The organism is Spongiibacter marinus (assembly GCF_016906995.1).
In the GTDB taxonomy this organism is placed as follows: domain Bacteria; phylum Pseudomonadota; class Gammaproteobacteria; order Pseudomonadales; family Spongiibacteraceae; genus Spongiibacter; species Spongiibacter marinus.
This window is the reverse complement of the sequence record NZ_JAFBBD010000010.1, coordinates 1-26,238: the sequence shown is the minus strand read 5'-3', so window position 1 is coordinate 26,238 and position 26,238 is coordinate 1. Positions and strand designations below refer to the sequence as shown.

The 26,238-nt window shown below is 55.7% G+C and carries 26 protein-coding genes; 6 read left to right on the top strand and 20 right to left on the bottom strand.

Translation table 11 applies throughout. From position 1 onward, the window contains the following. Positions 1-25 precede the first annotated feature (25 nt). The 4 genes from lnt to holA all read left to right on the top strand — a co-directional run bounded on the left by lnt (position 26) and on the right by holA (position 5,572). Positions 26-1,498: an apolipoprotein N-acyltransferase gene (lnt, locus tag HNR64_RS14925; protein WP_204997234.1), complete on the top strand. Its 1,473-nt coding sequence runs from the start codon at positions 26-28 to the stop codon at positions 1,496-1,498. A 103-nt stretch (positions 1,499-1,601) separates the two neighbouring features. Next, positions 1,602-4,052 (top strand): leucine--tRNA ligase, encoded by a 2,451-nt coding sequence (gene leuS / locus HNR64_RS14920; RefSeq protein ID WP_204997233.1) that lies wholly within the window; start codon positions 1,602-1,604, stop codon positions 4,050-4,052. Continuing rightward, on the top strand, positions 4,042-4,569 hold the full coding sequence (locus HNR64_RS14915) for an LPS-assembly lipoprotein LptE (protein ID WP_204997232.1): 528 nt from the start codon (positions 4,042-4,044) through the stop codon (positions 4,567-4,569). Before leuS ends, HNR64_RS14915 begins: the two co-directional genes overlap by 11 nt. After that, positions 4,553-5,572, top strand: coding sequence for a DNA polymerase III subunit delta (gene holA / locus HNR64_RS14910; protein WP_204997231.1), 1,020 nt, complete (start codon positions 4,553-4,555; stop codon positions 5,570-5,572). Before HNR64_RS14915 ends, holA begins: the two co-directional genes overlap by 17 nt. Here holA and HNR64_RS14905 read toward each other — a convergent pair. Further along, positions 5,559-6,077 carry a hypothetical protein gene (locus HNR64_RS14905; protein ID WP_204997230.1) on the bottom strand — a complete coding sequence of 173 codons (519 nt, stop codon included), beginning with the start codon at positions 6,075-6,077 and terminating at the stop codon, positions 5,559-5,561. The two genes, holA and HNR64_RS14905, sit on opposite strands and share 14 nt — an antisense overlap. 239 nt (positions 6,078-6,316) lie before the next feature. Continuing rightward, positions 6,317-7,903 (bottom strand): hypothetical protein, encoded by a 1,587-nt coding sequence (locus HNR64_RS14900; protein WP_204997229.1) that lies wholly within the window; start codon positions 7,901-7,903, stop codon positions 6,317-6,319. A 152-nt stretch (positions 7,904-8,055) separates the two neighbouring features. On the opposite strand from HNR64_RS14900, the gene HNR64_RS14895 reads away from it, so the two are divergent. After that, on the top strand, positions 8,056-9,807 hold the full coding sequence (locus HNR64_RS14895; protein ID WP_204997228.1) for an ATP-binding response regulator: 1,752 nt from the start codon (positions 8,056-8,058) through the stop codon (positions 9,805-9,807). Here HNR64_RS14895 and HNR64_RS14890 read toward each other — a convergent pair. Beyond that, the gene (locus HNR64_RS14890; RefSeq protein WP_204997227.1) at positions 9,794-10,405 is read right to left on the bottom strand and encodes a response regulator transcription factor; all 612 of its coding nucleotides are present in this window, start codon (positions 10,403-10,405) and stop codon (positions 9,794-9,796) included. The two genes, HNR64_RS14895 and HNR64_RS14890, sit on opposite strands and share 14 nt — an antisense overlap. Before the next feature lie 166 nt (positions 10,406-10,571). Here HNR64_RS14890 and HNR64_RS14885 point away from each other — a divergent pair, with 166 nt between their 5' ends. Then, positions 10,572-11,396 carry an MBL fold metallo-hydrolase gene (locus tag HNR64_RS14885; RefSeq protein ID WP_204997226.1) on the top strand — a complete coding sequence of 275 codons (825 nt, stop codon included), beginning with the start codon at positions 10,572-10,574 and terminating at the stop codon, positions 11,394-11,396. A 15-nt stretch (positions 11,397-11,411) separates the two neighbouring features. On the opposite strand, the gene HNR64_RS14880 is transcribed toward HNR64_RS14885, so the two are convergent. The 17 genes from HNR64_RS14880 to HNR64_RS14800 form a co-directional block, all read right to left on the bottom strand. Beyond that, positions 11,412-11,795, bottom strand: coding sequence for a VOC family protein (locus HNR64_RS14880; protein WP_204997225.1), 384 nt, complete (start codon positions 11,793-11,795; stop codon positions 11,412-11,414). Positions 11,796-11,882: 87 nt separating this feature from the next. Then, entirely contained in the window at positions 11,883-12,746 is an 864-nt protein-coding gene (locus HNR64_RS14875; RefSeq protein ID WP_204997224.1) for an alpha/beta fold hydrolase, read from the bottom strand. 83 nt (positions 12,747-12,829) lie between these two features. Next, positions 12,830-15,208 (bottom strand): DUF6351 family protein, encoded by a 2,379-nt coding sequence (locus HNR64_RS14870; protein ID WP_204997223.1) that lies wholly within the window; start codon positions 15,206-15,208, stop codon positions 12,830-12,832. Between the two features lie 250 nt (positions 15,209-15,458). Continuing rightward, positions 15,459-16,169, bottom strand: coding sequence for an SGNH/GDSL hydrolase family protein (locus HNR64_RS14865; protein ID WP_204997222.1), 711 nt, complete (start codon positions 16,167-16,169; stop codon positions 15,459-15,461). Positions 16,170-16,236: 67 nt separating this feature from the next. After that, positions 16,237-16,680 carry a hypothetical protein gene (locus tag HNR64_RS14860; protein ID WP_204997221.1) on the bottom strand — a complete coding sequence of 148 codons (444 nt, stop codon included), beginning with the start codon at positions 16,678-16,680 and terminating at the stop codon, positions 16,237-16,239. Between the two features lie 45 nt (positions 16,681-16,725). Continuing rightward, entirely contained in the window at positions 16,726-17,490 is a 765-nt protein-coding gene (locus tag HNR64_RS14855) for an exodeoxyribonuclease III (protein WP_204997220.1), read from the bottom strand. Between the two features lie 174 nt (positions 17,491-17,664). Next, the gene (locus HNR64_RS14850; protein WP_204997219.1) at positions 17,665-18,549 is read right to left on the bottom strand and encodes an alkaline phosphatase D family protein; all 885 of its coding nucleotides are present in this window, start codon (positions 18,547-18,549) and stop codon (positions 17,665-17,667) included. A gap of 177 nt (positions 18,550-18,726) precedes the next feature. Further along, the gene (locus tag HNR64_RS17420; protein ID WP_204997218.1) at positions 18,727-19,224 is read right to left on the bottom strand and encodes a GNAT family N-acetyltransferase; all 498 of its coding nucleotides are present in this window, start codon (positions 19,222-19,224) and stop codon (positions 18,727-18,729) included. A gap of 242 nt (positions 19,225-19,466) precedes the next feature. Continuing rightward, the gene (locus tag HNR64_RS14840; protein WP_239547898.1) at positions 19,467-19,790 is read right to left on the bottom strand and encodes a hypothetical protein; all 324 of its coding nucleotides are present in this window, start codon (positions 19,788-19,790) and stop codon (positions 19,467-19,469) included. Next, complete coding sequence (gene tnpC, locus HNR64_RS14835; RefSeq protein ID WP_204997217.1) at positions 19,787-21,337, bottom strand: IS66 family transposase; 1,551 nt, start codon at positions 21,335-21,337, stop codon at positions 19,787-19,789. The genes HNR64_RS14840 and tnpC overlap by 4 nt, the downstream gene beginning before the upstream one ends. 25 nt (positions 21,338-21,362) lie before the next feature. After that, positions 21,363-21,719 (bottom strand): IS66 family insertion sequence element accessory protein TnpB, encoded by a 357-nt coding sequence (gene tnpB, locus HNR64_RS14830; protein ID WP_239547903.1) that lies wholly within the window; start codon positions 21,717-21,719, stop codon positions 21,363-21,365. Next, positions 21,719-22,018: an IS66 family insertion sequence element accessory protein TnpA gene (tnpA, locus tag HNR64_RS14825; protein WP_204997215.1), complete on the bottom strand. Its 300-nt coding sequence runs from the start codon at positions 22,016-22,018 to the stop codon at positions 21,719-21,721. The genes tnpB and tnpA overlap by 1 nt, the downstream gene beginning before the upstream one ends. A 64-nt stretch (positions 22,019-22,082) precedes the next feature. Then, positions 22,083-22,265 (bottom strand): DUF7683 domain-containing protein, encoded by a 183-nt coding sequence (locus HNR64_RS14820; protein ID WP_204997214.1) that lies wholly within the window; start codon positions 22,263-22,265, stop codon positions 22,083-22,085. A gap of 1,071 nt (positions 22,266-23,336) precedes the next feature. Further along, positions 23,337-23,609: a hypothetical protein gene (locus HNR64_RS14815; protein WP_204997213.1), complete on the bottom strand. Its 273-nt coding sequence runs from the start codon at positions 23,607-23,609 to the stop codon at positions 23,337-23,339. 82 nt (positions 23,610-23,691) lie between these two features. Then, the gene (locus tag HNR64_RS14810; RefSeq protein WP_204997212.1) at positions 23,692-24,177 is read right to left on the bottom strand and encodes a hypothetical protein; all 486 of its coding nucleotides are present in this window, start codon (positions 24,175-24,177) and stop codon (positions 23,692-23,694) included. Between the two features lie 157 nt (positions 24,178-24,334). Next, on the bottom strand, positions 24,335-25,162 hold the full coding sequence (locus HNR64_RS14805) for a hypothetical protein (protein WP_204997211.1): 828 nt from the start codon (positions 25,160-25,162) through the stop codon (positions 24,335-24,337). 252 nt (positions 25,163-25,414) lie between these two features. Next, positions 25,415-25,939: a hypothetical protein gene (locus HNR64_RS14800; RefSeq protein WP_204997210.1), complete on the bottom strand. Its 525-nt coding sequence runs from the start codon at positions 25,937-25,939 to the stop codon at positions 25,415-25,417. Between the last annotated feature and the right edge of the window lie 299 nt (positions 25,940-26,238).

The following is a 26,238-nucleotide window of genomic DNA, read 5'->3' as shown; positions in this document are numbered from 1 at the left end:
TCGCGCCCCGGAGCCCCCACCGCCCATGAAACGGATTATTGCGCCGCTAGCCGGCGCACTTATCACCCTGTCTCTCGCCCCTTTTCATTACTGGCCACTCGCCATAGTGGCGATGGCGGCACTGGCCTGGTGTCTGGATGACTGCACAGCAAAGGAAGGTTTTTTGCGCGGCTGGCTGTTTGGCAGCGCCAGCTTTCTCGCCGGGGTGTCGTGGATCTATGTCGCTATGTATGTCTACGGCAATACCTCCGCCCTGCTCTCAGCGCTTATGACCATCCTGTTTTGCCTGGGCTTGGGGCTCGTCACCGGGCTGTTCGCCTATGTGTACAACCGCTGGCTGCGCGACGGCAAGGGCGGCCGGCTGCTGGGCTTTGCCGCCGCCTGGGTGATTTTTGAGTGGTTTCGCGGCTGGTTTCTCACCGGGTTTCCCTGGCTCTACCTTGGCTACAGCCAGTTGGAAACCCCGCTATCCGGCTGGGCACCCGTTGTTGGGGTGTACGGTTTAAGCTTTGTGGTGGCCCTCAGCGGCGCAGCGGTAAGCCATCTACTCACCACCAAACACAGAACCAGTCGCTGGCTGCCAATAGCTGGCTGCATCGCATTGTTCGGCCTCGGCGCGTCCCTGAAAACGATTGAATGGACACAAGCCACCCAGCAGCCCCCCCTCCGCATTGGCGCCGTGCAGTCCAATATCACTCAAGAAAAGAAGTGGGCCTATAGCCATTACTGGGACACCCTCGAACTCTACGATGTCACCTCAGAACAACTGTGGCCCCAGGTGGATGTGGTGATTTGGCCAGAGGCTGCCATTCCCGCCCTGTATCGCAACGCCGAAACCTTCTTTGACTACATTCGCGAGCGCGCTGCCGCCTCGAACACCGCGCTGATCACCGGCGTTCCCACTAAACAGGGCGACGACATCTACAACTCGGCAATGGTCATCAATGGCGGCGAAGGCCTGTACCACAAACAGCGTTTGGTCCCCTTCGGCGAATACGTTCCGCTCGGTAGCCTGCTGCGCGGTCTGATCGGCTTTTTTGACCTGCCCATGTCCAGCTTTAGTCGTGGCGACGCCGACCAGCGCCCCCTCTCCGCCAAGGGTTGGCAATTTGCGCCATCGATCTGCTACGAGATCGTGTATCCCAACCTCGTGGCGCGTGGCGCAAGAGACGCAGACGTCTTATTCACCATCAGCAACGACGCCTGGTTTGGCGACTCGATTGGCCCCGCCCAACACATGCAAATGGCGCAGATGCGGGCACTGGAAAATGGCCGAGAACTCATCCGCGTTACCAGCACAGGTATCACCGCCATCGTCGACCACCGCGGGCATATCACCACGCGCATTCCGTCTTTCACTCACACCACGATGACCGGCGAGGTAAACGCCCGCAGCGGCCGCACACCGTTTAATTACGCCCAGTCCACACCCATTATCGCCCTGTGCTTTGCACTGGCGCTTACCGCGCTGCGCCGCCGCCCACAGCAAGGCAGCTAAATGCTTGCGAATTCGCATGGGCGACGCCGCGACAAGCTGTTAAAATGCTGGGCTTTGTATCGCCGAGCCCCGCGCTTGCCAACCCCAGAGACCGACATCGCCAATGGACCAACATTACACCCCCCGCGACATTGAAGCTCGCGTACAGCAGTACTGGCAGGAACACGGTAGCTTCACTGCCGTGGAAGATGACAGCCGCGAAAAATACTACTGCCTGGCCATGTTCCCCTACCCCAGCGGCAAGCTGCATATGGGCCATGTTCGCAACTACAGCATTGGCGATGTTATTTCGCGCTACCAGCGCATGTTGGGTAAAAATGTTCTGCAGCCAATGGGCTGGGATGCCTTCGGCCTGCCGGCAGAAAACGCCGCGGTGAAAAACAACACCGCGCCGGCAAAATGGACCGTCGAAAATATCGACTATATGCGCGGCCAACTGCAGCAGCTGGGCTTCGGCTACGACTGGAAGCGCGAATTCGCCACCTGCAAATCCGACTACTACCGCTGGGAGCAGTGGTTCTTCACCCGCCTTTACGAAAAAGGCATGGTCTACAAAAAAACCTCCGCGGTGAACTGGTGCCCGAACGACGAAACCGTACTGGCCAATGAGCAGGTTATCGATGGCGGTTGCTGGCGCTGTGACACCCCGGTGGAGCGCAAAGAAATTCCTCAGTGGTTTATTAAAATCACCGAATACGCCGAGCAATTGTTGAACGACCTCGACCAGCTGGACGGCTGGCCAGAGCAGGTGCGCACCATGCAGCGCAACTGGATTGGCCGCTCTCAGGGCGTACAAATGCGCTTTGACCTGGGCGAAGCCGTCGCCGGCCACGACCACTTTGAGGTCTACACCACCCGTCCCGACACCCTTATGGGCGTAAGCTATGTCAGCCTGGCTGCCGAGCATCCCATTAGCCTGGCGCTGGCCGAGAACAACGCCGAACTGGCGGCCTTTATCGACGAATGCCGCCACAGCTCAGTTGCTGAAGCCGACATGGCCACCATGGACAAAAAAGGCATGGCCACTGGCATCCACGCTCTCCACCCCATCACCGGCGAGCCGGTACCGGTGTGGATCGCCAACTACGTGTTGATGGACTACGGCACTGGCGCCGTCATGGCGGTGCCCGCGCACGACCAGCGCGACTTTGAATTTGCGCAGAAATACCAACTGCCTATTCAGCAAGTGATTGCGGCGGACGATATCGACCTCAGCCAAGCAGCGGCCACTGAGAAAGGCCCGCTCATCAACTCCGGTGAGTTTGACGGCTTGAATTTCGACGAGGCCTTTAGCGCCATCGCCGACAAACTCACCGCACTCGGCAAAGGTCGCGTCACCACGAACTACCGCCTGCGCGACTGGGGCGTTTCCCGTCAGCGCTACTGGGGCGCCCCCATTCCGGTGTTCAATCTGCCGGACGGCGGCGAGATCGCCGTGCCCGCGGACAAACTCCCCATCCTGCTGCCCGAAGATGTGGAAATGGACGGCGTGCAATCGCCCATCAAAGCCGACCCCGAGTGGCGCAAAGATGAGCTGAACGGCCAGGCCGTCGAGCGCGAAACCGACACCTTCGACACCTTTATGGAGTCCAGCTGGTACTACGCTCGCTTCACTTGCCCCGACTATGAAGACGGCATGCTCGACCCCGTTCGCGCCAATTACTGGCTGCCCGTCGACCAGTACATCGGCGGTATTGAGCACGCGATTCTCCACCTGTTGTACGCACGCTTCTTCCACAAGCTGATGCGCGACGAAGGGCTGGTGCACTCCGACGAGCCGTTCACACAACTGCTTTGCCAAGGCATGGTGTTGAAAGACGGCGCAAAAATGTCCAAGTCCAAGGGCAACACCGTCGACCCGCAAGCACTCATCGAAAAATACGGCGCCGACACCGTGCGCCTGTTTATCATGTTTGCCGCCCCCCCAGAGCAAAGTCTGGAATGGTCTGACAGCGCAGTTGAAGGTGCCAACCGCTTCCTGCGTCGCCTGTGGAAACTGGTTGCCAACCATCTGGATGCTGGCGCCGCACCGAAGCTCGACACTGGCAGCCTGACAGCAGACCAGCAGGCCCTGCGTCGCAAAACGCACGAAACCATTGCCAAAGTCAGCGACGACTTCGGCCGGCGCCAAACGTTCAATACCGCCATTGCCGCCGTCATGGAGCTGGTCAACGAACTGTCACGCTTTGAGCGCAACACCGATCAGTGCCTCGCCGTTGAACGCGAAGCCCTGGAAGCTGCCGTTGCCCTGCTGTCGCCAATCGTGCCGCATATCAGCCACGAATTGTGGCAGCAACTGGGGCACAGCGAAGCCGTGATTGACGCCTCCTGGCCAACCGTTGACGAATCGGCCCTGGTTCGCAGTAGTATCGAAATGGTGATTCAGGTAAACGGTAAAGTGCGCGCTAAAATGGAAGTACCTGCCGACGCCGATGCTGAGACCATTAAAGCGATGGCCAAGGCCCAGGAAAATGTGCAGAAATTTATCGACGGCCTGACGATCCGCAAGGAAATTGTCGTACCCAAAAAACTGGTGAATATCGTTGCGAATTAATGCGCTCGTACTCATTGCTGCCACGTTGCTGCTAAGCGCTTGCGGTTTTGCCCTGCGCGGCAGCACCGGCATTGCCAGCACGCTGCAACCGATTTATGTCGGTGGTAGTCGCGACAGCCAAGAGTTACAGCAGGCCCTGCGCCGGCAACTGCAAATCAACCAGGTGGGCACCACGCGCAAACGCGGCCAAGCTCAGCTTATCGCCGAAGTTCAATTGTTGCGCTACGACAAGCGCAGTATCGCTCTGGACCGCGAGGCCCGCGATGCCGAATACGCCCTGTTCGAACGCGCCCGCCTCAGCCTGTTCAGCCCCAAGGGCCAGCTGATCAAAGGCCCCGTTGTATTGGAACAGCGCCGGCTCGTCGTAAACGATGCCAACAACCCCGTCGGTGAGGAAACGGAATCCAGCATTGTACGCGCCGAAATGCGTGAACAACTCAGCATCCGTCTCGCCCAGCAACTTGAGTACTGGTCGCGACAGCTACCAGCGGACCCCGCCAATGCGACTGCGCCCTGAGCAACTTGCCAGCCAGTTAACTAAGCAGCTTCTGCCCGTATATCTACTGAGCGGCGATGAGCTACTGATTCAGCAGGAATGTGCCGACGCCATCCGTCAGCACTGCCGTCAACAAGGCATCGCCGAACGCGACGTTCTGGAGGCAGAGCGCGGCTTTGACTGGAACGCCTTGCTGGAAGCGGGCCAATCCCTATCGCTATTTGCCGACCGCAAACTGATAGAGCTGCGTCTCGGCGGCGCGCGCATGGATCAGAAAAGCTCCGCTGCCCTGCAACAGTACTTAGAACACGCCGACGGCAGCAATATTCTGCTTATCACCTGTGGCCGTCTCGACAGCCGCAGCCTCAATGCCAAATGGGTAAAGGCAATCGACCAAGCTGGCGCCGTCATGCAAATTTGGCCGGTAGACCGCCGCCAACTCGGCGGCTGGATACAGCAGCGCCTCAAAGACAATGGTATGAGTGCTGACCGCGAGGCCGCCGAGCTGCTCGCCGACCGAGTGGAAGGGAATCTGCTCGCCGCAGACCAAGAGATTCAAAAGCTAAAAATTTTACTCGGCGAGCAGGCCGTCAGTGTTGAGACTGTCGCCGCCGCTGTGGCAAGCAGCGCCCGCTACGATGTATTCAAATTGATCGACGCCGCCCTCGCCGGTAACGCCGCCTATGCGCTGAACATGTACAACGGCCTTGTAGCCGAAGGCAGCGAAGAGATTCCCATGCTCGGCGCCATCAGCCGCGAGCTGCGCAGCCTCTACAACTGCGCTGCCGCCATTGAACAAGGCAATGGTATCGACCGCGTACTCGACGGTGCGCGGGTGTGGGACAAGCGTAAAAATCTCTACAAGCGCTGCTTAGGCCAACACAGCGTCAGCTCACTTTCTCGCCTGCTGCAACTCGCCGGCCGCCTGGATGCCGCGCAAAAAGGCCAGAGCGACGAATCACCTCGCCTGCTGTTCACCGAACTTATCACCGGCCTCGCTGGTCAGCCAATTATTGCTGGCTAAGCGCGCGACTTATCGCCCGCTCAACATCAGCCGCTTCCGGCATCGGCAATTGCACACTGCGCAGCGTCGAGGGGTCGCCCGCCATTGCAGGCAAGCGGTACTGCAATACCAAACCCGGGCCGATATAGCCCATCTGCCGATACGGTCGATGGTAGGGGTTGGCTTCGTCCTCGGCGCGAGCGCGCGGGCACTGCCAAAGCGACGCGTAGTGGACGAGGTAGACCGCATTAATCTGGTCCGTCGCAATCGATAGCGGCACGACGCTATAGCGGTCAAAAATTCGCAGCCCCGCAAGCACAGGTTCGCCCTCGCCTTGCCGCCATTCCAGCTCGCTGCGCGTGACATAACCGCGCCGCAGCACTGCCACCACCACAACAAACATCAGCAGCCAGGCCCACCACCGCAGCGCCACGGGCTTAATCAGGGAGACCAACATCAGGCTCATCCCGAGTGACAAGAGCCCGCACAGCCACCACGGCGACTGCGCCCGCTGAACTCGCCTCATAAGGCCTCCATTCATCAATTGTGCCTGCGCGTTATTATAGCCATTGCGGGTGCTGCCGCGACGCGATCCCTACAAGCCCTTTGACAAACTCACGGGCCTTCTCAATATTTTATAAAACAAAAACACCGCAGGCGGAGAGCCACCTGCGGTGTTTGGGTGAATGTGCTTCCCTGCCGACATCCGTGCCTAGAGCAGTCCCTGCCAGTGGCGCATCCCTATCTGGCCACTCGAAATTTACGCTACAGGTCCCGGCGACTTTGGTTGGGTAGCTCAAGCAGCTTAACCGTGCCCTCGGCTGTGCCGTCTGTCATGTAGGCATGCAGGGTGGGTGTCGCCGAGTTGTCATAGGCTGAGAAAAACAACTTGCCGGCCACCTCGCCGCTTACTAAGGGCGCGTTTGCATAGCGAGCCAACAGCGGCCGTGGCGCTGAAGACAGATTATCGCCAGTGGTCAGGTCGTTAGTTTCCAGCACCAGCGAGGTGCCTTCAGCGCTACCGTCGGTTTTCCACAGCTCTTCACCAACCTCCGTGCCGTCAATAACGGTGTCAGCCACGAAGTAAATGGTGCCCTCAACTTCGGTGAACAGCTCACCGAACTGCGTCCGTGATTTCACGCCCGTGTAGGTGGTCATAGTGTCGCCGGGGTGCATGGGGGTAAAGGTAAACTCCCCTTCTTCAAGCGCAGTGCGATACACGTTGTTGGTGGTCACAACGAACAGGCCCAGCGAGGTGGCGTAAAACCTCGAGGCAAACAGCCCCTCGGGGAAATCACCACTCTCCTGCAGTGTGGTGCCGTCATAGGCATAGACATGGCGGGTGAAGTTAGCGGCATTGATCCTGCGGTCAGCATAGAAGTACAGCGTATCGCCCACCACCGTTAAATTCTGAACGAAGGTCACATCCTCACCCAGCTCGCGGCGCACATCACTGCCGTCTTCCGCCACGCTGTACAGTAGCAACGAGCTTTGGTTGTTGGGGTCATTGTTGGCCAAAAAGAACAGCCGCCCGGCAAAGCTGGTCAGGCTATGCGGCTGAATATTCGTGGGGTAGTCATCGCCGTCTGCCAGCACATAGGGCGTATTTGCTGGCGCTTCAGCGCGCTGAACCGCCAGCGATTCGGTCGGCTGCTTTACGGCCACACTACCACCAACCGGCTCACCTTCAACAAACACCAGCTGCGTACCTTCCTGGCTGCCATCGCTCACATACAGCGCAGGAACATTACGGCTATCTGATGTTACCCCTCGGCCAAGGATAAAGATTGAGTTGCCGACCGTTTGCATGCCTTGAATGTTTTTTGAGGCCACGCCACCCACATCAATCTCTGTCAGCGTTTCCGCGTCGAGATCGTAAACAAACAACTCCCGAGCGAAGCCCGTTGTACCCGCGCTGAACGCCAGCTTGCCATCCATCCACTGCAAATCCAGCGGACCGCTACTGCCTTCGATATCCACCAGCACTGATGTGCCGGCCTCGGTGCCGTCACTGACCCGCAGCTCACGCCCCTCGTTGGGGGATTGGGCACTAAAATAGAACTTTCCATCATCAAAAAGTATCGGGTTTCGGCCGTTAAATTGTTGTATCGCCGGCTGTCCTTCATTGAAGTCCTTCAGCAAGCCCGTGCCCTCAGCGCTGCCGTCAGTGGCGTACATGTCGAACTGTTTGGGAATTGACGTGCTGTTCACAGGAAAGAGCAGGCGCTCAACACTTCCCGGCGTGCCCTCCGGCACACTGGTGGTACTGCCACCACCACTTCCACCGCCACAGGCAGCAAGGGTGAACATAGCGCCCGCCAGGGCTGCTTGGAAAAAAACGGGTCTCTTCATCGTGCTTAAATCTCTCAGTCACCTAACAGGAACACTTGTCGTCGGATGAAATTTAAGCAAAGCCATAAAAATAAAACTTCACTCTGATGGGCGAAGCCAACAGAATGACAGGCTGCGACACTATGATCTGACCCTGTCTGAACGATGCCCCAATGAAAGCACCTGCTAACGACTACTTACCCGACCTCCCGCTGGAAAGTCAGATCACCCGCGAACGGCACAATTTGTTTATGGCGGAAGTGGGGTCTCGTATTGTGGTTTCCGCAGCCATAGCCCTGGCCTTGCTGCTGCCGTTTAACGGCGCCATGAGCCGGGCTGATGCGCTGTTGTGGACGACGCTGGTGCTAACAACCAGCGCCGTCTCACTGCTGGTCGTCAGCTTCTACAAACGCCACCGCGACAGTGAAAGTGGCAAAATCAAGAAGTGGCACGCCATCAATATTGGCATGGCGCTCATGTGGAGCGGACTCTGGTGCGTTGCGCCCTATCTATTTTTTGACGGCGCCAGCACCGAGAAAATTTTAGTCTTCCTGCTTGTTATTACCCTGATCAGCTCCACGCCCTCGGTGTCCATGGGCGTGTACCCCGATATCTTTATTAGTTTTATTACGCCGCTGTTTATCTCTCTGTCGCTCTATCTAATCCGCTTTCACGCAGAACAAAGCTGGTTCATCAAAGGCATCCCCTTACTCACCTTGTGCTCACTGACCGCGTTCAGCCTGTTCATACACAAAGCCCAGCTCAACAATATTCGTTTGCGCATCGAGGCCGATATCGCCCGGCGCGACGCCGAGCGCGCCAATCGCAGTAAGAATCAATTTATGGCGGCGGTCAGTCACGATCTGCGCCAGCCACTGCAAGCCGCGTCGCTTTACGCCTCGCTGATTAACGAGCAGGGCGATACACCAAGCCGTGAGCTCAGCGAAAAAATCCTCACTGCCATCGCCTCCGGCGGGGAGTTGTTGGAGCAGTTACTGCTGTTATCCCGCCTGCAAAGCCGGCACTTCTCTGCCAAACCCCAGCCCTTCTGTCTTGATGAGCACCTCGCCAAGCTCATCAATGAGTGCTTACCTCAGGCCCAACAAAAAGGCCTGGCAATACACAATGATGTGCAGCGCCAATACTGGCTTAATACCGACCCGCTGTTATTTGACCAGCTATTGCGCAACCTGCTTGGCAACGCCGTTAAATACACCGAGCGCGGCACCGTTCGGCTTAGTAGCCACCACACAGAAAAACAGCTCGAACTCACCGTTAGTGACACCGGCATCGGCATTGACCCGATGCGCCACGACAGTATTTTTAAGGAATTTACCCAGCTAGCCAGTCGATCCAATGACGCCGAAGATGGGCTGGGCTTGGGCCTGAGCATTGTCCGCCGCGTCTGCGAACTGTGCGGGCTCACATTGCGCGTGGACTCCACTCCCGGCCAAGGCAGCCGCTTCACCGTCGCACTGCCACTAGCGGAAAAACCCAGTGCGGTGCCGGTCAGTGAAGTGGCTCCTCTACCGCCTGGGCGCCAGCTGCGCATTATTGTTGTGGACGACGACCCACGTATCACCGACGCATTGTCGATGGCGCTGGTGGAATGGGGCGCCGATGTCTACGCCTTTAACAGACTGGCAGATGCGCTCGCCGACCTGCCTGGCGCCGACGAGATGAACCCTGATGTCATGATTAGCGACGGTCAGCTCGCCAATGGCGACACCGCCAACGATGTATTTGCTGCACTAACTTCGAGATGGCCACAGCCTGTGCCCAAAGTCGTGCTCAGTGGCAATAGCCGCGGGCAGCATGAACAAACATTCAACGCCGATGCCCTGCTACTCAAACCCGTTGCCCTGCCCAAGCTGTTGCAGCGTATCGCCTCGCTGTGCGCGCCAGATACGCTTACAAGAGCTTAAGGGAGCGGGCTTTTTCCAGGCAGGCGGTACGGTTGGGCACATCCAATTTATCAAACAGCAGCCGCAGATGGGTTTTCACGGTGTTCAAACTCACCGACAGACTGCGCGCAATTTCCTTATTACTTTGCCCCTGCTTAAGCAGGGCCAATATGGCCCCCTGTTGGCGGCTGAGCTTAATACTGGGCGCGGCGGTTTGGCTGGCCAACAGCCGGTAGGATTCCGAAAAATAGCCTTCGCCAGCCATAACCTTCGTCACCGCCGTCACCAATTCGGCAGCGGCCTCAGACTTGTCTACAAAACCATCCACCGACAGGCGCTGGGATTTTTCCACCACGTCCTCGTCGATGGCGCCAGAGCATAACAAGACCCGCAGCGTGTGCCGCGAACTCGCCAAAATCCGTAACAGCGACAGTCCATCCAGATCCGGCATGGCCACATCGACGATCAACAAATCGGCAGCGGCCAACGCCGCCTCATCGCCCAATAGCCCCTGCGCACAACCGTATTGCCCCACCTCACAGCCGGGCAGTTTCGCCTGCAGGGTCAGCGCTAGGGCCTCGGCAAACATCAAATGGTCATCAACAATTAAAACCTTCAAGGAACTTCTCTATTGTTATTGGCGACGACATAGTAGCCCAGAATGCACTGGCAAAATAAGCCGGGGTTCACCCTTATCCGGCTCGGCTCCGCACATCATTACGAGCCGTTAAGTTAACCCATGGCTCATGCAGTGATAGGCTAGGCGCAAATAATGGATAAGACCTATGGCACTGATACACAGCATTTCTCACAACGGCATCGAGGGCATACGCCTGGGCCGTGTTAACCGACGCGGCGGCTACCACCTTACCGCCAGTTGCATCGTCTACCGTTTGGGCGACACCGTCATCGATACCGGGCCGTCGCGCGAGCGCGAGGCATTGAGCGGGCACTTTGCCGACATTGCCGTTCGCCAGGTGGTGCTGACCCACCACCACGAAGACCACAGCGGCAATGCCGACTATTTTCAGCGCGAACACGGCGCCGCGCTTTACAGCCACCCGAATAATCACGACAGGCTAAAAGCGGGCATGCGCCTGTCGGCGATCCGTCGAATGACCTTTGGGAATGTTCCCGCTTGCCAGCCCGCAACCCTGCCTACGCATATCGACACCAGCAGTGGCCACAGGCTGATTCCCATTCACACCCCCGGCCATACCTCCGACCTGGTGTGCTACCTAGAGCCCAATGAAGGCTGGCTATTTTCAGGCGATTTATATGTTTCCAGCCGGCTGAAATACATGACCGTTGAAGACAATGTGGGCGAGTGGATCGACAGCCTGGAGAAAGTGCTATCACTCGACTTCGACACGCTGCTCTGCTCTCACCGCGCAGTGGTGAGCAATGGCAAAGCCGTGCTGCAGGAAAAACTGGACCATATTCGCGGCTTTCGCGATGAGGTGGCAGCCCTGCACCGCTCTGGCCTTAGCGAGCGCCAGATAACGCGCAAACTGCTCGGGCGCGAAGACGCCAACGCCCTGCTCTCACTCATGCATATGAGCAAGCGCAATATGGTCAGCGCCAGTTTGGCCAGCCTCGGGCTGGCCTAGCGCCGACTAACAGACCTAGCTTTCCACGCGGTGTAGCGCACACACCTTATTGCCAGAAGGGTCACGCAGATAAGCGAGGTACAATTTACCAATTGCCCCCTCGCGCACACCCGGCGCATCTTCACAAGATGTTCCGCCATTGGCCACGCCGGCAGCATGCCAGGCATCGGCTTGTTCCGGGCTGCTCGCGGCAAAACCAATGGTGCTGCCATTGCCATGACAGGCAGGCTCACCGTTAATTGGTGGCGTAATGGCGAATACACCGCTGGCGGTGAAATAAAAACAGCGGCCGCGCTCGTCCATCATTCCCGGCTCATAGCCCAGGGCGCCGAGAATCGCATCGTAAAAACGCTTTGATGCAGCAACATCATTCGCACCAACCATTACATGACTGAACATATCTCTTCCTTACTGTTGAGCAAAAACGGCTAGCACTATAGCGCGTTATTCCCATTCGGTGGATGCGAAGCACGGACAAGATAGCGCTTATTGCTCGCCGACTTTGGCCATCCAATCCAGCACATCGCTAAACACTTGCTCTTTGCCCAGTTCATTAAAAATCTCGTGGTACATGCCGTCGTAGATCTTTAGCACCTTATTGTCACTGCGCAATTTGGCGAAGAACCGCTCGCTGCCCTCGCAGGCACTGATGGCATCAGCGCCGCCATGCATCACCAGCATCGGCAACTCAATGTTCGGCGCATTCTGCATCACCTGCTGCTGGGCATGAATGAACGCCAAAAACATACTGGGGGTCACTTTGCCGTGGTTATAAGGATCGCGCTGCTGGCTCTCCCCCACGCTGGCATCGCGGCTCAACTGGGCGACATCAATCTCGTTACTAATAGGCAGGCTGGGCCACAGTGTGGCAAGTACGCGGCTCAGCGCCAGCTTCCAGGGCGCGGGTGCAAAACCCAACTGAAAAGCGGCGCAGCTTAAAAATACGCCATCGATACCCTCGGGGTTTTCAGTCGCTATACAGGCTGCGATCAAGCCGCCCAGGCTGTGCCCACCCAGAAAATGCACGGCAGGCTGATGACTCTGGGTGTGCCGGATCGCGGCCTTAACATCGTCACAATACTGCGAGAACCGCTCGATATGGCCGCGTTTTCCGGGGCTCTGGCCACTGCCGCGCAGGTCGGCCATCACCAGGCCAAGGCCCGCATCGTTAAATGCCTTCGCTACATGGGCGTAGCGACCGGAGTGTTCGCTGGTGCCGTGGCTCAGGGTTACCCAGGCCTTGGCAGGCCCTGCCGGACGCCATTCACGGGCAAATAGTGGCGTGCCATCGGCACTGATGAGGCGCAATTCAGAATAGTGGTGATCGGGCATGAGGCGAGTCGCAGTCACAAAAAGAGCGCACACCATACAGAAACGGGCGGGATGATTCACTATCCCGCCCGTCCTGAGGCCGCCTTGTTACGACTGTCGGCTTACTGCTGCCAGCCTGGCTCCCAGGTCTTGGCAAACGCCGGGCTCGCCCAACCGGCCGGGAAGGCAGCGGGCGTCATTTGCTCGCCACCGGTAATCACATCGCCCTGAGCATCCTGGTATTTCAGCCAAGTGATCGTGCGCTGCCATTCCAGCGGGCGCTTGGTCCAGTCGCAAACGCCGGTCGCAAAGGTTTGCTCAAGCGCCTGCCAATCGCTTTCCTGCCACATTACGTTCCCCAGACCGTAGTCGTCGTTGCGACTGAAAGGCCGGAGTTCACACTGCACCTGGTCGCCATATTTATCGGCGCCGGCCACCGTGCGCGGCGTACCGAATACCAGCATCAACTCTTCCGGGCACATCTCACCGAGAATGCCATTGCACTGGTCCTGCACATCGTCGGGCTTATTGGCGATAATTTTTTGTGCCAGTGGCGTATCGCTGGTGTCGGCTTCAATGGCGTCCAGCCAGGAGGCCATCGCGACCAGCGACTGATTCATATAATTCAGGTCGCCAACCAGCGGTGTCAGACCGCCCCAGTGCACAAAGTTGTCGCGGTGGCCGAACTCCCGCTCCAGACGCCAGCGCACCCAGTAACCATGCACGCTGTCGTGGGCCGCACCGGGATCTGGGCCGGTCATATTAATGATGGGCACCGTATCCATATTCACAATGGTGTTCATAATGCCGGTGCGGTAAGCATTGGGCAGCGCCGGGTAGTCCGGCTTTAAACGCTCCTGGGTTACATTCAGGCTGGGGTCAACACCGCCAATATTGGTGTTGAGCGCCAGGAATTGCGCCGGCGAAATAATACCCTGTTGCAAGGCCGTTAGGCCGTACTGCACCCCTTCATTACCCAGCGGAAAACCCGAGAACGCATAACCCAGGTCTTTTTCAATCTGGCTCCAGCGGTCGCGGGGGTCCTCGGCGGGAAAGCGCTCGCGCTCACCGATCATATTTTGCATAAAGGTTAGTACATCGCAGCGCACACCGCCGGGGTTGGTGTCCTGGTCAAAGCGCTCCTCGGCACTCACTCCCCCGCAGTTAGACGCGGGGTCGACCGCTTCGGCAAACAGCGCTGAGTCGGCTAGCGAGGCATTCACGATGCCATTAAGGTGGCCGTAAATGGCATTCTGCTGCAGCACCGTAAACGGCGTGCCATCGCGGGCAACTTGCGCGCCGACGATGTTTTCCACATGAGCGATCAGGTCTTCCGGCGTACTGGGCTCGGTGGTATCGAGGTTAAAGTCGAAGTACTTCAACAAAATGTGGTAGTCCGCAAACTGGGTCGCGGTGCTCATCACATCCGGGTAGGTACAGGTGGTCAGCAAGCCCTGATACAGGCCGGGGTAGGCATTGGCGATCATGTTTTGGGTAATCGCGCCGCCTGAACAGCCTGTGCCAACGGTGTAGCGCAGCTCGCCGTACTGCTCGATAAAGCGCTCTTTGGCCATCAGCAGCGACTCGGCCTGATAGCTCAAGTTACAGTTGTGGCCCAGGTTCAGCTGAGCAGTGGACAGCACCGACCAACCCAGCCCCAGCGCAGTAATATAAGACTGCTCGATCAGCGGGTTGCCGGGAATGGTGCCAGCGTAATCGTCTGTGCGCGCTGAGCTGGTGTCGTGGTCGCCGCGACAGTTACCGCCGTGGGTCACCAACAGGCGGCGGTTCCACTGCGACTGCGGCTGCATTGGCGTCCAGTCTTCACCGACTTTTTGCAGCGTAAATATCGTGTATTGATCGCGGGCCTGATAACCAATTTCCTGGCGCACAATAAACGGCACCGTTTCACCGTTATCCGTGGTGGTCATCGCCACATCATCGGGCGGATTGTCCAGGTCATAAGGCTGCAAGCCGCCCTGCAGGGAGTTACTGGACTTGTACAACCAGCGGTACTCAACAGGCTGGTTACAGTTTTCGTCCACAGCGCTGTCCTGACACTTCCAGGGCTGAATATGCGGGCCGGTAAACACGGGGCCGCCAGAGGGGTGGTTTACCACCGTCAGGCTGTTGCCAATATTGGTGCTTAGGGTGTTCTCGCCGACGCTCAGGCCATCAACCAGGGCCAACAAGCGCAGCGGATTGTCCGGGTCAGCTTGCAGCAGCCGAGTCACATCGGTGTTGTTACGCAGCAGTACCAGCTCGTCGACGGCGGCTGCATCTTCCGCAACCACCTCTACCAACACATCGCCAGCAGAGACTAGGTCAGGTCGGTTCGACAGCACTTGCAGACTTACGCGGTCATCGACCGTACCGGGGCCACCGGGGTTACCGCCATTGCCGGGGTCTGGGTTGCCACCCGAGTTACTGCTACTTGAACTACCGCCGCCGCACGCGGCAAGCAGTAGGGTAAAAACGACTAACATTATCTTATTATTCACGGGTGTCCTCCTCCACGCTCCGACTGACGCAACCGCCTAGCCGCGCAAACCGCTATGTCACTTTATAGACTTAGCGTGCAGTGTCAAATGCAAAGACTGAATTCAGCATAGTAGAGCCGCGGAAAACGGGGGGCGTAAGCCGCGAAAATAGCGGCCGGCACTCATTTACAACTCAAGGAATAACGAGACAATCCAACGAACACTCAAGGCAGCGCGTCAACTCATGATTCGGTAATGGTATAGCTCAGCGTCAGTGACCGCGGCCCAACCCCACCTCGTCAACAAGATAGCGCGCCCACTCCCGATAGGCCGCTTCGCCCGGGTGAAAACCGTCTTCGGCGATAGCCGCTGGGTGTAGGGCGTATGGCACCTGAACGTAGCTGCAGTCTGCCAGCGGCTCAACAAGCTGTCTCAGCTCGGTATTTAATTGCCGGGCGCGCAGGCCCAACCACCAACGCAGAGGTTGCGGCAATGCAGGAAAGGCGTGCATGGGAGGGAGCGCGGAAAAATAAATATGCTTGGCGGCAAAGCGCTCGCGCAGCAGGCGGATAATCTCGCTAATGTTGTTACGCCACCGGCCCCGCCCAGTGGCGGCAAGCACGTCATTCACCCCAATAGACATCACCACGGCGTCGGCGGAGTCAGCGTGCTCGCGGGCTAAACGTGCCAATAACTGTGCGGAGGTATCGCCGGAGCGCGCCAGCAGGCGCCAATGTAGCGGCCGCAACGGCGCGAGACCGGCGACCAACTGGCCCAGCAAGGCCTCTTCCTGGCGGGCAACGCCAACCCCCGCCGCCGCAGAGTCGCCCACCAACAACAAGCGCAGTGCTTGCCCGCTGTCGCCCATTTGCCCCGAGCGCGGCCCCGCGGCCTCGGGCAGACGCGGCGTAGTGCCGCGCACATAGCGACCCTGAGCTAATAAGACCGGCCCGAGCAATATTCCCGACAGCGGATAGATCATCTACGTCGCCTCAACGCCAAGCCGCCCCGGCCTTTTCCATGACAACTCCCCCCTTCACATCACCACGCTAGAGCTGAACAACACTGTCGCCGAAATACCACACACGGCGAAACTGGCCTTTATCACGCTGCGCGAGCTTGCGCAGATTGTCGATAATCACCTTATCGGGCAGCAGCGTGCGGCCAATGTTGTAGATCAGTAGCTCAACGGGCTCGCTCACTTGGTAGCGCTTGGCAATTTTCTTCAGGTAGGTCGCAGAGGTGTAGTCGGTAACGCGGGCGAGGGCCTCGCTGTCAACGCGCCCTGCCCCGGCGACCGCCTTGGCCAGGTCTTCCGAGCAGGCCTCGGTCAATTCAAAATAGGTAACGTGTTCATTGAGCCGACAGCGAATATCCGGCTTGCCGCCCTCCGGCAATTGTTTTTCAACGTCGCGGTAATCCAGGCCTGCGGCCTCGGCAAAGCGGCAGAAAATGCTGACTTCCACACGGCCTTTTTCCGCCTCAGATGCCATTGCCCTGTCGCCCTCGTATCATCACTGGCCCTGCTTTTGCCTCGCCTAGCTCAAATCCACACTGACCGGGCAGTGATCAGAGCCGTGAATATCATTCCAGATCTCCGCCGCTGTCACTCGCTGCTCGACAAAGTCGCGATTGCCGAGGAAGTAGTCGATCCGCCAGCCAATATTTTTACCACGGGCACCGGCACGGTAGCTCCACCAGCTGTATTTCACCGTTTCCGGATGCAGGGCGCGATAGGTATCAACAAAATCGGCCGCCAGAATATGGTCCAGCCCGTCGATCTCCTTTTGGGTGTAACCCGCGCTTTTATTGTAATTGGGCTTGGGGCGCGCGATATCCATTTCAGTGTGGGCGACGTTGAAGTCGCCACACATAAGTACCGGCTTGTCTTCACAGAGCTTGTTCACATAGGCCAGAAAATCACGATCCCAGCGCTCGCGATACGGCAAGCGCACCAGCTCACTGCCGGAGTTGGGGGTGTAAACGGTAAGCAGGTAAAAGTCGTCAAACTCAGCAGTGAGCACGCGCCCTTCCTTGTCGTGCTCATCAATGCCAATATCCGCGAACACTCGCAGCGGCGCTTTGCGGCTCAGAATAGCCACGCCCGAATAGCCCTTGCGCTCCGCCGAGTTGCTGTAAATGTGGTAACCCTCAAGGGTTTCCAGCGCCGCGGCCACTTGGTCGTCCTGCGCCTTGGTTTCCTGCAGGCATAAAACATCGGCATCCAGCGTCGCCACCGACTCCAGAAACTCTTTCTTCATTACCGCGCGAATACCGTTCACGTTCCAAGAAGCTATGCGCATATGTCCCCCCATCAATTTGCCGCTTTGTATACCACGCTCAAGAAAGTGCCACAACGCCGAACGCTAGGCGGATCGCTCTGATATCCGCAGCAGGCTCACGCAGCGGCATACTTTTACACAGCCAAAAGCGATATGGATAAAAATAATAAACTTACTGCACAGTGGGCCAAAGGCCTAACAGGCTAAATGGTGGCCCTGGTTTTCGTCATGTTGACGATGACATTCATAGGCCTCCGGATCACCGTCCAGCGGATGATCGGGACCGCGCGGGCGCTCGCCATCGAAGTACAGATCATTGGCAAACTCGTGGTCATCAAAGGTGCAGATCAGCGTGTGCGCTTCCAGCAGCGCTTGCAGATTCGCGTCGCTACGATGCGTGCGATAAATCGTCAGCAAGTCTTCCCGCGAGCTCGCATATTGCCCACCCGAGGGCAGGTTTATGGGCCGTAGCGGCACGATGGCGCTTTCGTAAATAAAATCGCCCATGTGAAGGACATAATCAGCCTCTCGCTGCGCCATTTCGCCAAAGGCATGGAAATACGCGAGGGTATAGTCCTGACAAGACGCCACAAGCAAACGAAGGCTCGCAACCTCATCGTCCGATTCGGGTAATGTTCGCAGCCGCCCCGCGCGACTGGACACGCCAGCGTGGGCGAAGCGGTAATAAAGGAATCGGTTGGCGGGCAATAACCCATCTACGTCCAACCTCAGAGCGTAATCACTCTCCGGTGATAATACCGACACCGGAACGCGCCCAGCCGCGACCCGACGCAAGAAGCGTTCATCCTCGGCCACTTCCCAAAACACATCCTGATCAGGCTCGATTGCCGATTGCTCAAGGCGCGTCCAGAGAATAACGCCCGAGGGCGTAGGATCACCGCTCGCCACCGACGAGGGAAATACCGACGCCGCATCGCCCGCCCCCAGCGGCGGCAACAGCGTTTCATCATCCACCATAAACGATCCGCCGTGCCCGGCATCACCACCACATGCGCTCAGTAGCGATACACCTGCAACGGCAGGCACAAGACCGAGAATACGGCGTCTGGTCAGCGGCATGGCGTACCAACGCAGCGATGAATTCTTTTCATGAGATTAGCGGACCAAAGTCTGTATAGAGTGTGTAGAACGAGCAAGCGCCCAAATCGATGCCGATGATGTTATGCGAATCCACCTACACCATCAAACAGCGGGGCTTCAACCCTCAGAAACCACAGCCGCGACGACTACCGCCTGTTATATTTTTGTGCTCATTAACTTGCTACTGCCAGAAAACCCAAACTGCTCATACAGCCCATGAGCATCATCGGTTGCAAGAAATTGAAACTTCGCGTTCCAACGCGGATCGTTGCTGATCTTGCCAAACATCCATTTCCCAAGGCCCCTACCACGATGATCCGGATGAATTATTAAATCAGCGATATAAGCGACAGAAGCGAAATCAGTAACAACTCTCGCAAATCCAACCTGTTCATTTTTGTGAAGCAGCGAAAAACAAATGCTATTCTCTATTGAGACCACCATGGTCTCTCGCGGCCTTTCTTTAGCCCAATATGATGACCTTAGAAGTACTTCAACCTTATCAAGTTGCACATCACTTCGGTCATCGCTTATGCGGTACTCGTCCCTGAAAATCTCGAGTACCAAGTCTTCATCGATGTAAATCTCTACACCAATACCGTCCCGAGGGTTGATATCGCTTGCGACTACAACGCGAAGGTTATTCCTTGACACCTCTACTCCTTTGCGCGATCCACACATAACGCCCGGCTTTGAGGCGGCGAAGCGACAGCGTAGCCGTCCCTGCCGCACGCATTTTGTGCGGCACACAAAAGCCGCTTGTTATATGGAACTTGCTTCGACGAAGTAAGATTTGTTGATGAAATCCCAATCTGGCTCTTCCTTTAGATAGCGTTTTATAAAGGCAACGTTTTCCTTGTTAATCTGTAAGCGCTCAACAAACCCCACCGTTGCGTTCAGTCGTTTTCTAATCGCCCATCGATCACGGACGACGGCGCGGCATCCTTGACCGCCGAGAGCAGGTGCGGTGAGACATTCCAGCGCTGCCCGCTGTCTGTCACCACGGTGACCGTCTTGCGATTGAATTTCATAATGGTCGCGAGGACCCGGTCGCCCTGCGGGGAGCTGAAGCTGACCCGAGCGCCGGGGTGGAACTGCATCATCGACTGGTGTGCGTGCATCGATTCCAGCATCTTCAGGCGCTCAACAATACGCTGGTTTAACGCCATCAGTTCGTCGATATCGAGATGATCGATGTCGATTTTCATCACCCGTTTCATGAGGCCACCTTCACTACCTCGGGAGCCATTGTGGGCATCTGCCATGGCAGTAACGCTTCGATGTCTTCAAGGCCTTGTGCTCGGGGCAATTCAGTAAACACCCGCTTCAGGTAAGCAAAGGGTTCCAGGCCATTCGCCTTGGCCGTTTCAATCAGACTGTACAGGTTCGCACTGGCGGTGGCGCCCGAGGTCGAGGCGCTGAACAGCCAGTTCTTGCGCCCCACCACGAAGGGGCGGATCGCGTTCTCTGCCGGATTATTGTCTATGCCGAGCCGACCGTCCTGCGTGTAGACGGTCAGTTTGCTCCAGTTCTTCTCCAGATAGCTCAGAGCCTTGCCCAGTAATCCTTTGGGCAGAGTAGTATGCAGGGTTTTGTCCAGCCAGACGCGGATGGCTTGGAGCTGGGGAACGCTCTCCTGCTGACGCAGGGTGTAGCGCGCTTCCGGCGACAGGGTCTCTGCCCGCTTCTCGATCGCGTAGAGCTTGGCGATCATGCTCACCGCCATATCGACCTTACCTGCCTTCTTCTGCTTGCCGACGGCCTTCTGCGCTTCCACAAACTTGCGGCGGGCATGTGCCCAACAGCCCAGCTGGGTAATACCCGCTTGGGCGCAGGCCCCGTTGTACCCCGCATAGTCATCGGTCTGCACATAGCCCTGGTAGCCCATCAACAGCTGCTGGGCCACCTCTCCCCGGCGACTGTCAGCATAATGGTAAAGCCGGATGGGCTGCGTGGGTGGCCCGCCGACCCGCACCCACATATAGGAGTGGCTCTGGGCCTCCTTACCCGGCTCCTTCAACACCTGCACGGTGGTTTCATCGCACCGCAGTACCGGATAGCTTAACAAGTGATCCTGCAACAGATTGATCAGCGGCTGTGCCAACTGGCCCGCCTTGACCATCCACAGCGCTAAGGTATGGCGGGGGAGATCGATATCGCTGCGCCCGAGAATACCCTCCTGCCGGTACAGCGGCAGTGCATCCTGGTATTTGGCAACAGCGATGTGGGCCAGCAAGCCCGGGCTGGCCTTGCTCTTGGGAATCGGCTGCGGCGGCAGTGGTGCAGTACTGACGTTGCCTTCGCACTGTTTGCAGGCATACTTTTTACGAACGTTCACCAGTACCTGAACCTTGGCCGGAATGATGTCCAGCTGTTCGCTGGTGTCTTCGCCAATACAGTCACGCACACAACCACAGGTGCAGACTTTGTCGGCGTCGGGCAGGTCATGTTCAATGCGAATGCGGGGCAGGTCTGCCGGAAGCGGCTTGCGGCCGGGCTTGGCTTTACGGGGAGCCGCTTCTCGCTGAGCTGGCGCTGCCGACTCAAGCGCTTCGGCTTCCGACGCCGACTCCATCATGTCGATCAACTCGGCCTCGTTAAATAACTCAGCCTGCTGGTCGCTCTTCTCACTGCTCGACCCAAAGCGCTTTTGCTTGAACAAGCGAATCTGTTCTTCAAGCAGGTGGATGCGCTGCTCCTTCTTCAGAAGCAGAGTCTTCAATGCATCGATATCGTCAGGCAGGGACTGTGGAGAAGGCGCTGTCATAGCGCCCTATTATACTGGAGGGAGCTCAGGATACCGAGTCGAAATGCAGGGTTTGATGGGGCCGCTGGGCCCAGATATCAAAGCCGTCGAGCAGATAATTCAAGTCGCGGCCATCACGCTGCTCATACAAGAAGGCTGATTCCCGTGGCCAGCGGAAACGCTGCTTCTCAAGGCGCTTGTACCAGAGCACAAAGCCATTGCGCTCCCAGTACAGCATTTTGATCTTGTCTCGTCCCCGATTGCAGAAGACGAACAGCGCTTCTGACATCGGGGAGAGCGCCAGTTCACTCTCAACGAGCAGGGCCAGCCCATCAATGGACTTGCGCATGTCTACGGGCTCCAGGTACAAATAGACGTGAACGCTCGGCGATGGGCGAAGCATCACGCTGACTCCCGCAAGGCCCGGAGCACGGTTGGCAGCACCTCGGCCAGCGCGTGAGCGGGCAACTCGAGGCGTATGCCATGGGGTAAACCGAGCACCAAGCGATCGCTTGTCACCGGGGGCGACAGTGGCATGAACTTCCGGCGTTTTTTATTAGCCCGTGTGCGCCAGTAAGCGAAGTTCGACGGCTTGAGGTCATGCTGTTTGCAATACTCGATCTGAGACAGGCCGCTGGCTTCCCAGGCGATGAAGTGCGTTTGCCAGAATTGCTCTTTGGATGAGGTAGGTTCAGTGCTCATAGGATGCTCCAGGTCAGGAAAATCCGGAGCGTAGCCAAGTCGCAGCAGAAAATTTAGATGGGGTTTATTGAGCGCTTACGTTAATCTGATAACAATCAAACATTGGATTACTGGCGTCACTTTCGCCAAATTCACTTTGAAAACTGGCAAGATCAAATGATGAAAGATCATACTTGGCCAGCAGCTCTTCGGACAGCTCTGAGAATTCAGCAACATACCTCTTGCAGTTGTAGCGTGCATCAATCATTCGATTCCCATATAACGCCCACGCCAGAGGCAGCCAAAGCGGAGCAGGTTTTTGTGCAACAATGAGCGCAGCGATTGCACAAAAAGGTGCGGAGCTTTGGCTGTCCCGTCGCGCTTTTCAGCGGCTGACTGCGCGTGATTGTTATGTTTTCTAGTTCCACCTATCAAGATCATCATGTTATCGATAATTCTTTCTATAGTTTTTAAAGATTAGGAAGGAGACCGTAACTAGGTATGCTATGTAAACACTATCCGACCAAACTATACCTTCAAATATATCGTGAGAGTAATCGTTACACTTTCCATTCCGGCACGAATCAAGCCCATAAATTCCAACTGTAACGGCGCCCAAGAGAGCAACAATCTTAGATCGCGTATCTGGGAAAAAGTACTTTGAATAAAAAATATAAATCGCGAAAAAAAGGACTACACCAAAAACCGCCACCTGATAATTACTTGTGCGCATTAGGATAATTGGCACAAAAAGCATACCCAATGGAACAGCAACTTCCTCTCTCTCATTCAGTCGTCTCATAGCCATCCTAGCGAAAAGCAATAAACATAACGCCTAAGTGTGGGGCGGAGGTGCGTCAGCACCGGAGTCCCGCACCACTTACTTGTTAAGAGCCCCATATGCTCCTCGGAAGCTCGTTTTTACTCTTTACCGCACTGAGCCTATACTCACCTTCATTAATTTCTACTTTGATCCATCGAAGTTGTCGCCATGCGTATCCGATTTTCAAAAGATGTCGGTATTTAAAGTACAGGCGAAAAATATTAGGTAGATTTACGATGGCCAGCCACTCTCTATCCGACTGGTTCGTCAACATATTGCCAAAAGTATTGTACGTGTACTTTAACTCCATACTGCTCAAGTAATAATCTAAAACATTGGATAGGTTCGGGTCTTCAGAAATTGGGATTGTAAGTATCCTGCCTTCTTTTAGATGCCTATAAATTTCTTCTTTGTTTTTGCTTTTAATATCCATCAGCCCATTGGCTCTTAACGCCTAAAGCACGGGCGGCAAAACCTGAGCGAAGCGGCGGTTTTGACGTCCTGTGCCTTTACTTGTTATGTGCCTTTTCGAACCTGGGCAAACTCAGGGTAAAGCATGCCTTCAGCATCGACAAAGGCACCTTTGATCAGACGAGCCAATTCAGTTGGTGACACAGATTGCCCAGCTGCTAAAACAGGACTTATGCGTATTTCTGGTAAATATGCAGTCACATTGAAATCGTAGTCGAAAAGGATGCTTTCAATAGAAGTGACTGCACAGTGGAAGGCTTGGTGAAATTCGTCACTTGTTGCATTGGCTGACCTAAGGATTTTGAACGTAATTGGCATGTGATCTCCGAAGTAGTAGGTTCGAAGGGACTCTACATGGGAACTTCGCACTTTTCAGAGAATTTTCGGTCGGCAGCGGCCGTTAGTCATCCCCATAAAAAGCCTGGCTAGGACCATAGCCACCCGGATACATGCTGTAATCATAGTTCCCGTAATAGTCTTTGGGGAGTTTTGGACCAAACTTGATCTCGAAATCGGTAATGAATCCCCTTTTGATGTCAAATTTCAGCCTTTGGAGTCTGTTTCCTCCATACATCGTGGGAACTAGTTTGCCCATCATGTTTTCGACTTCTTCGATTTCGTATGAGAAACTCTCATCAAAATCGTCATAACTCAAGAGGTCGTGAGTATTATAGCCATCAATACTAATATACTCGGCCCAGCACACTCCCCATTTAACTATGAGGCTTGAGATTTTGCGTTGCTTAAGCAGTTCTATAAGCTGCTCCTTACGCGTCGAATTGGGAAGCAATATTTCACAAATGACCTCTTTCTCGGTCGTCGTATATTCAGCATACCGAACCTTGTCTTCGTCAAATGTTTCTTCATAGAGAATTCTAGGGGGCATTCTTTAGACTACTCCATCATCAAGCTTGTTTGTACGCACTGAGAAAGCACATAACGCCTGTGTTCAGCGGCATTTGAGGCGATGCCAGCTTTTGCGACAGCAAAAGTGGGCAGCGGGTCAAATGTCCGCTGCAACACTTTGTTGGGCGGCACCCCTCCTATGCCCCTTGGCCGATGCTTTTGGCCTTCGACTTGATGTGAGCCAGCGACGCCTCAAAGTGCTCATTTCGAAGGATTGGGATGTGGAATATTGAACCACTTTCCCCGAAAGCTTGGAACTCAGCGTTATCGCATCGACTTAGGAAACTTCCGAACTTCCACACCAACTCTTGATCTTCCCACCAAAGAACGGTTGATCCATCAGCCGCTTCCGACACCGACACGGTGCCGGACTCACTTTCAGCGATTTCTTGAGATGTCAACTTGTAGGCTAAGTACCCCTCACTAAACGGAAGTGGTGGCGAGATCACCATCCCCAAATGGTGAGTTATTAGCGCCCCCAACGGTGCGTCGGGGCCAAGGGCGGCGGAAGCCAAACCTAATGGCGGCTTTATTGAGTAGCGAAACTGATAGCCGACCGAACGCGCTCCGTCGTGCAATCGAATTTCCTTTGTCAATGACAAATCTTCAGAATCTGTGATCCATTCAGAACTGGAAACACGCACATTTCCACCCTCCAACGCGTCCCCGTTCGTTGGGGCCAGGTGTTCGCTAGCATCTCGCGGAGTTGGAGCTGCCGCGATTTCATCGTCTATGGTCGCCGCCGCGCGTGGGGCGGAACCGGGTCGCAAAATTTTCCGGTTTCGCCACCACTCTCGAGTGTGGTTGGCTTGGTACCAAATGCATCCGATGAAAACGAGATGGGCACCCAGAAACTTCGCCCAAAACAATATGTCTTGGTTGGCCACTTTGCCGTCAGCAATGGTAGACCACCCGTCGCCCAAAACTATCAAACTTACAAGACTTAAAATTAAATGTGCCGACATGGCTTTCCGTCAATTATCCTCTGGCGCAATTGTAGAGTAACAATGCTCGTACTCCTGCAGTGAAGAGAATGTTGCCCGACACGAAACTGGCCGAACTCGCTGCCAGTGCCGCCCAACGCCGGCGCCAGAGGCAGCCAAAATGGAGCGGCTTTTTGTGCGAAAATAAGCGGAGCGTTTGCACAAAAAGGTGCGGAGTTTTGGCTGTCCTGCCGCGCTTTTCAGCGGCCAACTGCGCGCCCTTGTTATGGATATTTATTCGCATATATTTTTCTTTCCAGTTACAACTTTCAGCCTACTAGAGTTGTTCGAAATTTGATTTATTTCTTCGACAGAAACTGAAAAACTAGTAACCAAAGGGCGCGCCTCTGTCAAAGTTATTTTGTAATTAGCCCCAGGGGTTACAGTGAATGAATAATATAAATTTCCGGTTAAACCTCCAGCTCCTACAGCATAGTAGCCAACATTAGCCACCACTTCACCTGATGGAATCTTGGAATTTTGCATTTTTTGAGAGCGAGTGATAACGGTTTTACCTATATATTTTTTATCATTACCGCAAAAATTGCTTTTTTCATAAGTTTCCACATAAGCATAGCCGACCATTATAGGTGGCATGTTTTGTGCGGAAAAATTTGGCGAATAGAAAACTAAGTCTGCGCTATCTTTCAAATAGTTCGCATCAAACGAACTTTCAAGTTGGGTAGCTGACTGACATCCCGGCAGAACCACCCCAATAGAAAAATATTTAAAAAATATTTTTACGACGTTTTTGTTCATACATTTCTCCATGTAACATTCGAAAATCCATAACAGCCTGTTTATGTGGCCTGCGGCCACATAATAAATATTATCGGGCGGCCATCTATCACGCCGGCTCTTTTTCTACCCTTTATTAATGCATTGTTTTTATAGAGTATTTTGAACCCTGGTTTGGTCGCGACCAATAACAGGGCCATTTCACTGGCAAGAAGGACTTAACGGGATATACTGTATATACATAAGGGGTATCCATTTAGCTCCACCTCTCATTTATTCCTCCTTAGCCTTCCTCACAACGACGTTCTCGTAAGTCACCG

What these genes read in the sequence shown, in the direction of transcription:
- lnt (WP_204997234.1), top strand. Translation starts at nt 26, where the DNA reads ATGAAACGGATTATTGCGCCGCTAGCCGGCGCACTTATCACCCTGTCT.
- leuS (WP_204997233.1), top strand. Translation starts at nt 1,602, where the DNA reads ATGGACCAACATTACACCCCCCGCGACATTGAAGCTCGCGTACAGCAG.
- holA (WP_204997231.1), top strand. Translation starts at nt 4,553, where the DNA reads ATGCGACTGCGCCCTGAGCAACTTGCCAGCCAGTTAACTAAGCAGCTT.
- HNR64_RS14905 (WP_204997230.1), bottom strand. Translation starts at nt 6,077, where the DNA reads ATGAGGCGAGTTCAGCGGGCGCAGTCGCCGTGGTGGCTGTGCGGGCTC.
- HNR64_RS14900 (WP_204997229.1), bottom strand. Translation starts at nt 7,903, where the DNA reads ATGAAGAGACCCGTTTTTTTCCAAGCAGCCCTGGCGGGCGCTATGTTC.
- HNR64_RS14895 (WP_204997228.1), top strand. Translation starts at nt 8,056, where the DNA reads ATGAAAGCACCTGCTAACGACTACTTACCCGACCTCCCGCTGGAAAGT.
- HNR64_RS14885 (WP_204997226.1), top strand. Translation starts at nt 10,572, where the DNA reads ATGGCACTGATACACAGCATTTCTCACAACGGCATCGAGGGCATACGC.
- HNR64_RS14880 (WP_204997225.1), bottom strand. Translation starts at nt 11,795, where the DNA reads ATGTTCAGTCATGTAATGGTTGGTGCGAATGATGTTGCTGCATCAAAG.
- HNR64_RS14865 (WP_204997222.1), bottom strand. Translation starts at nt 16,169, where the DNA reads ATGATCTATCCGCTGTCGGGAATATTGCTCGGGCCGGTCTTATTAGCT.
- HNR64_RS14860 (WP_204997221.1), bottom strand. Translation starts at nt 16,680, where the DNA reads ATGGCATCTGAGGCGGAAAAAGGCCGTGTGGAAGTCAGCATTTTCTGC.
- HNR64_RS14855 (WP_204997220.1), bottom strand. Translation starts at nt 17,490, where the DNA reads ATGCGCATAGCTTCTTGGAACGTGAACGGTATTCGCGCGGTAATGAAG.
- HNR64_RS14850 (WP_204997219.1), bottom strand. Translation starts at nt 18,549, where the DNA reads ATGCCGCTGACCAGACGCCGTATTCTCGGTCTTGTGCCTGCCGTTGCA.
- HNR64_RS14840 (WP_239547898.1), bottom strand. Translation starts at nt 19,790, where the DNA reads ATGAAACGGGTGATGAAAATCGACATCGATCATCTCGATATCGACGAA.
- tnpC (WP_204997217.1), bottom strand. Translation starts at nt 21,337, where the DNA reads ATGACAGCGCCTTCTCCACAGTCCCTGCCTGACGATATCGATGCATTG.
- tnpB (WP_239547903.1), bottom strand. Translation starts at nt 21,719, where the DNA reads ATGCTTCGCCCATCGCCGAGCGTTCACGTCTATTTGTACCTGGAGCCC.
- tnpA (WP_204997215.1), bottom strand. Translation starts at nt 22,018, where the DNA reads ATGAGCACTGAACCTACCTCATCCAAAGAGCAATTCTGGCAAACGCAC.
- HNR64_RS14820 (WP_204997214.1), bottom strand. Translation starts at nt 22,265, where the DNA reads ATGATTGATGCACGCTACAACTGCAAGAGGTATGTTGCTGAATTCTCA.
- HNR64_RS14815 (WP_204997213.1), bottom strand. Translation starts at nt 23,609, where the DNA reads ATGCCAATTACGTTCAAAATCCTTAGGTCAGCCAATGCAACAAGTGAC.
- HNR64_RS14810 (WP_204997212.1), bottom strand. Translation starts at nt 24,177, where the DNA reads ATGCCCCCTAGAATTCTCTATGAAGAAACATTTGACGAAGACAAGGTT.
- HNR64_RS14805 (WP_204997211.1), bottom strand. Translation starts at nt 25,162, where the DNA reads ATGTCGGCACATTTAATTTTAAGTCTTGTAAGTTTGATAGTTTTGGGC.
- HNR64_RS14800 (WP_204997210.1), bottom strand. Translation starts at nt 25,939, where the DNA reads ATGAACAAAAACGTCGTAAAAATATTTTTTAAATATTTTTCTATTGGG.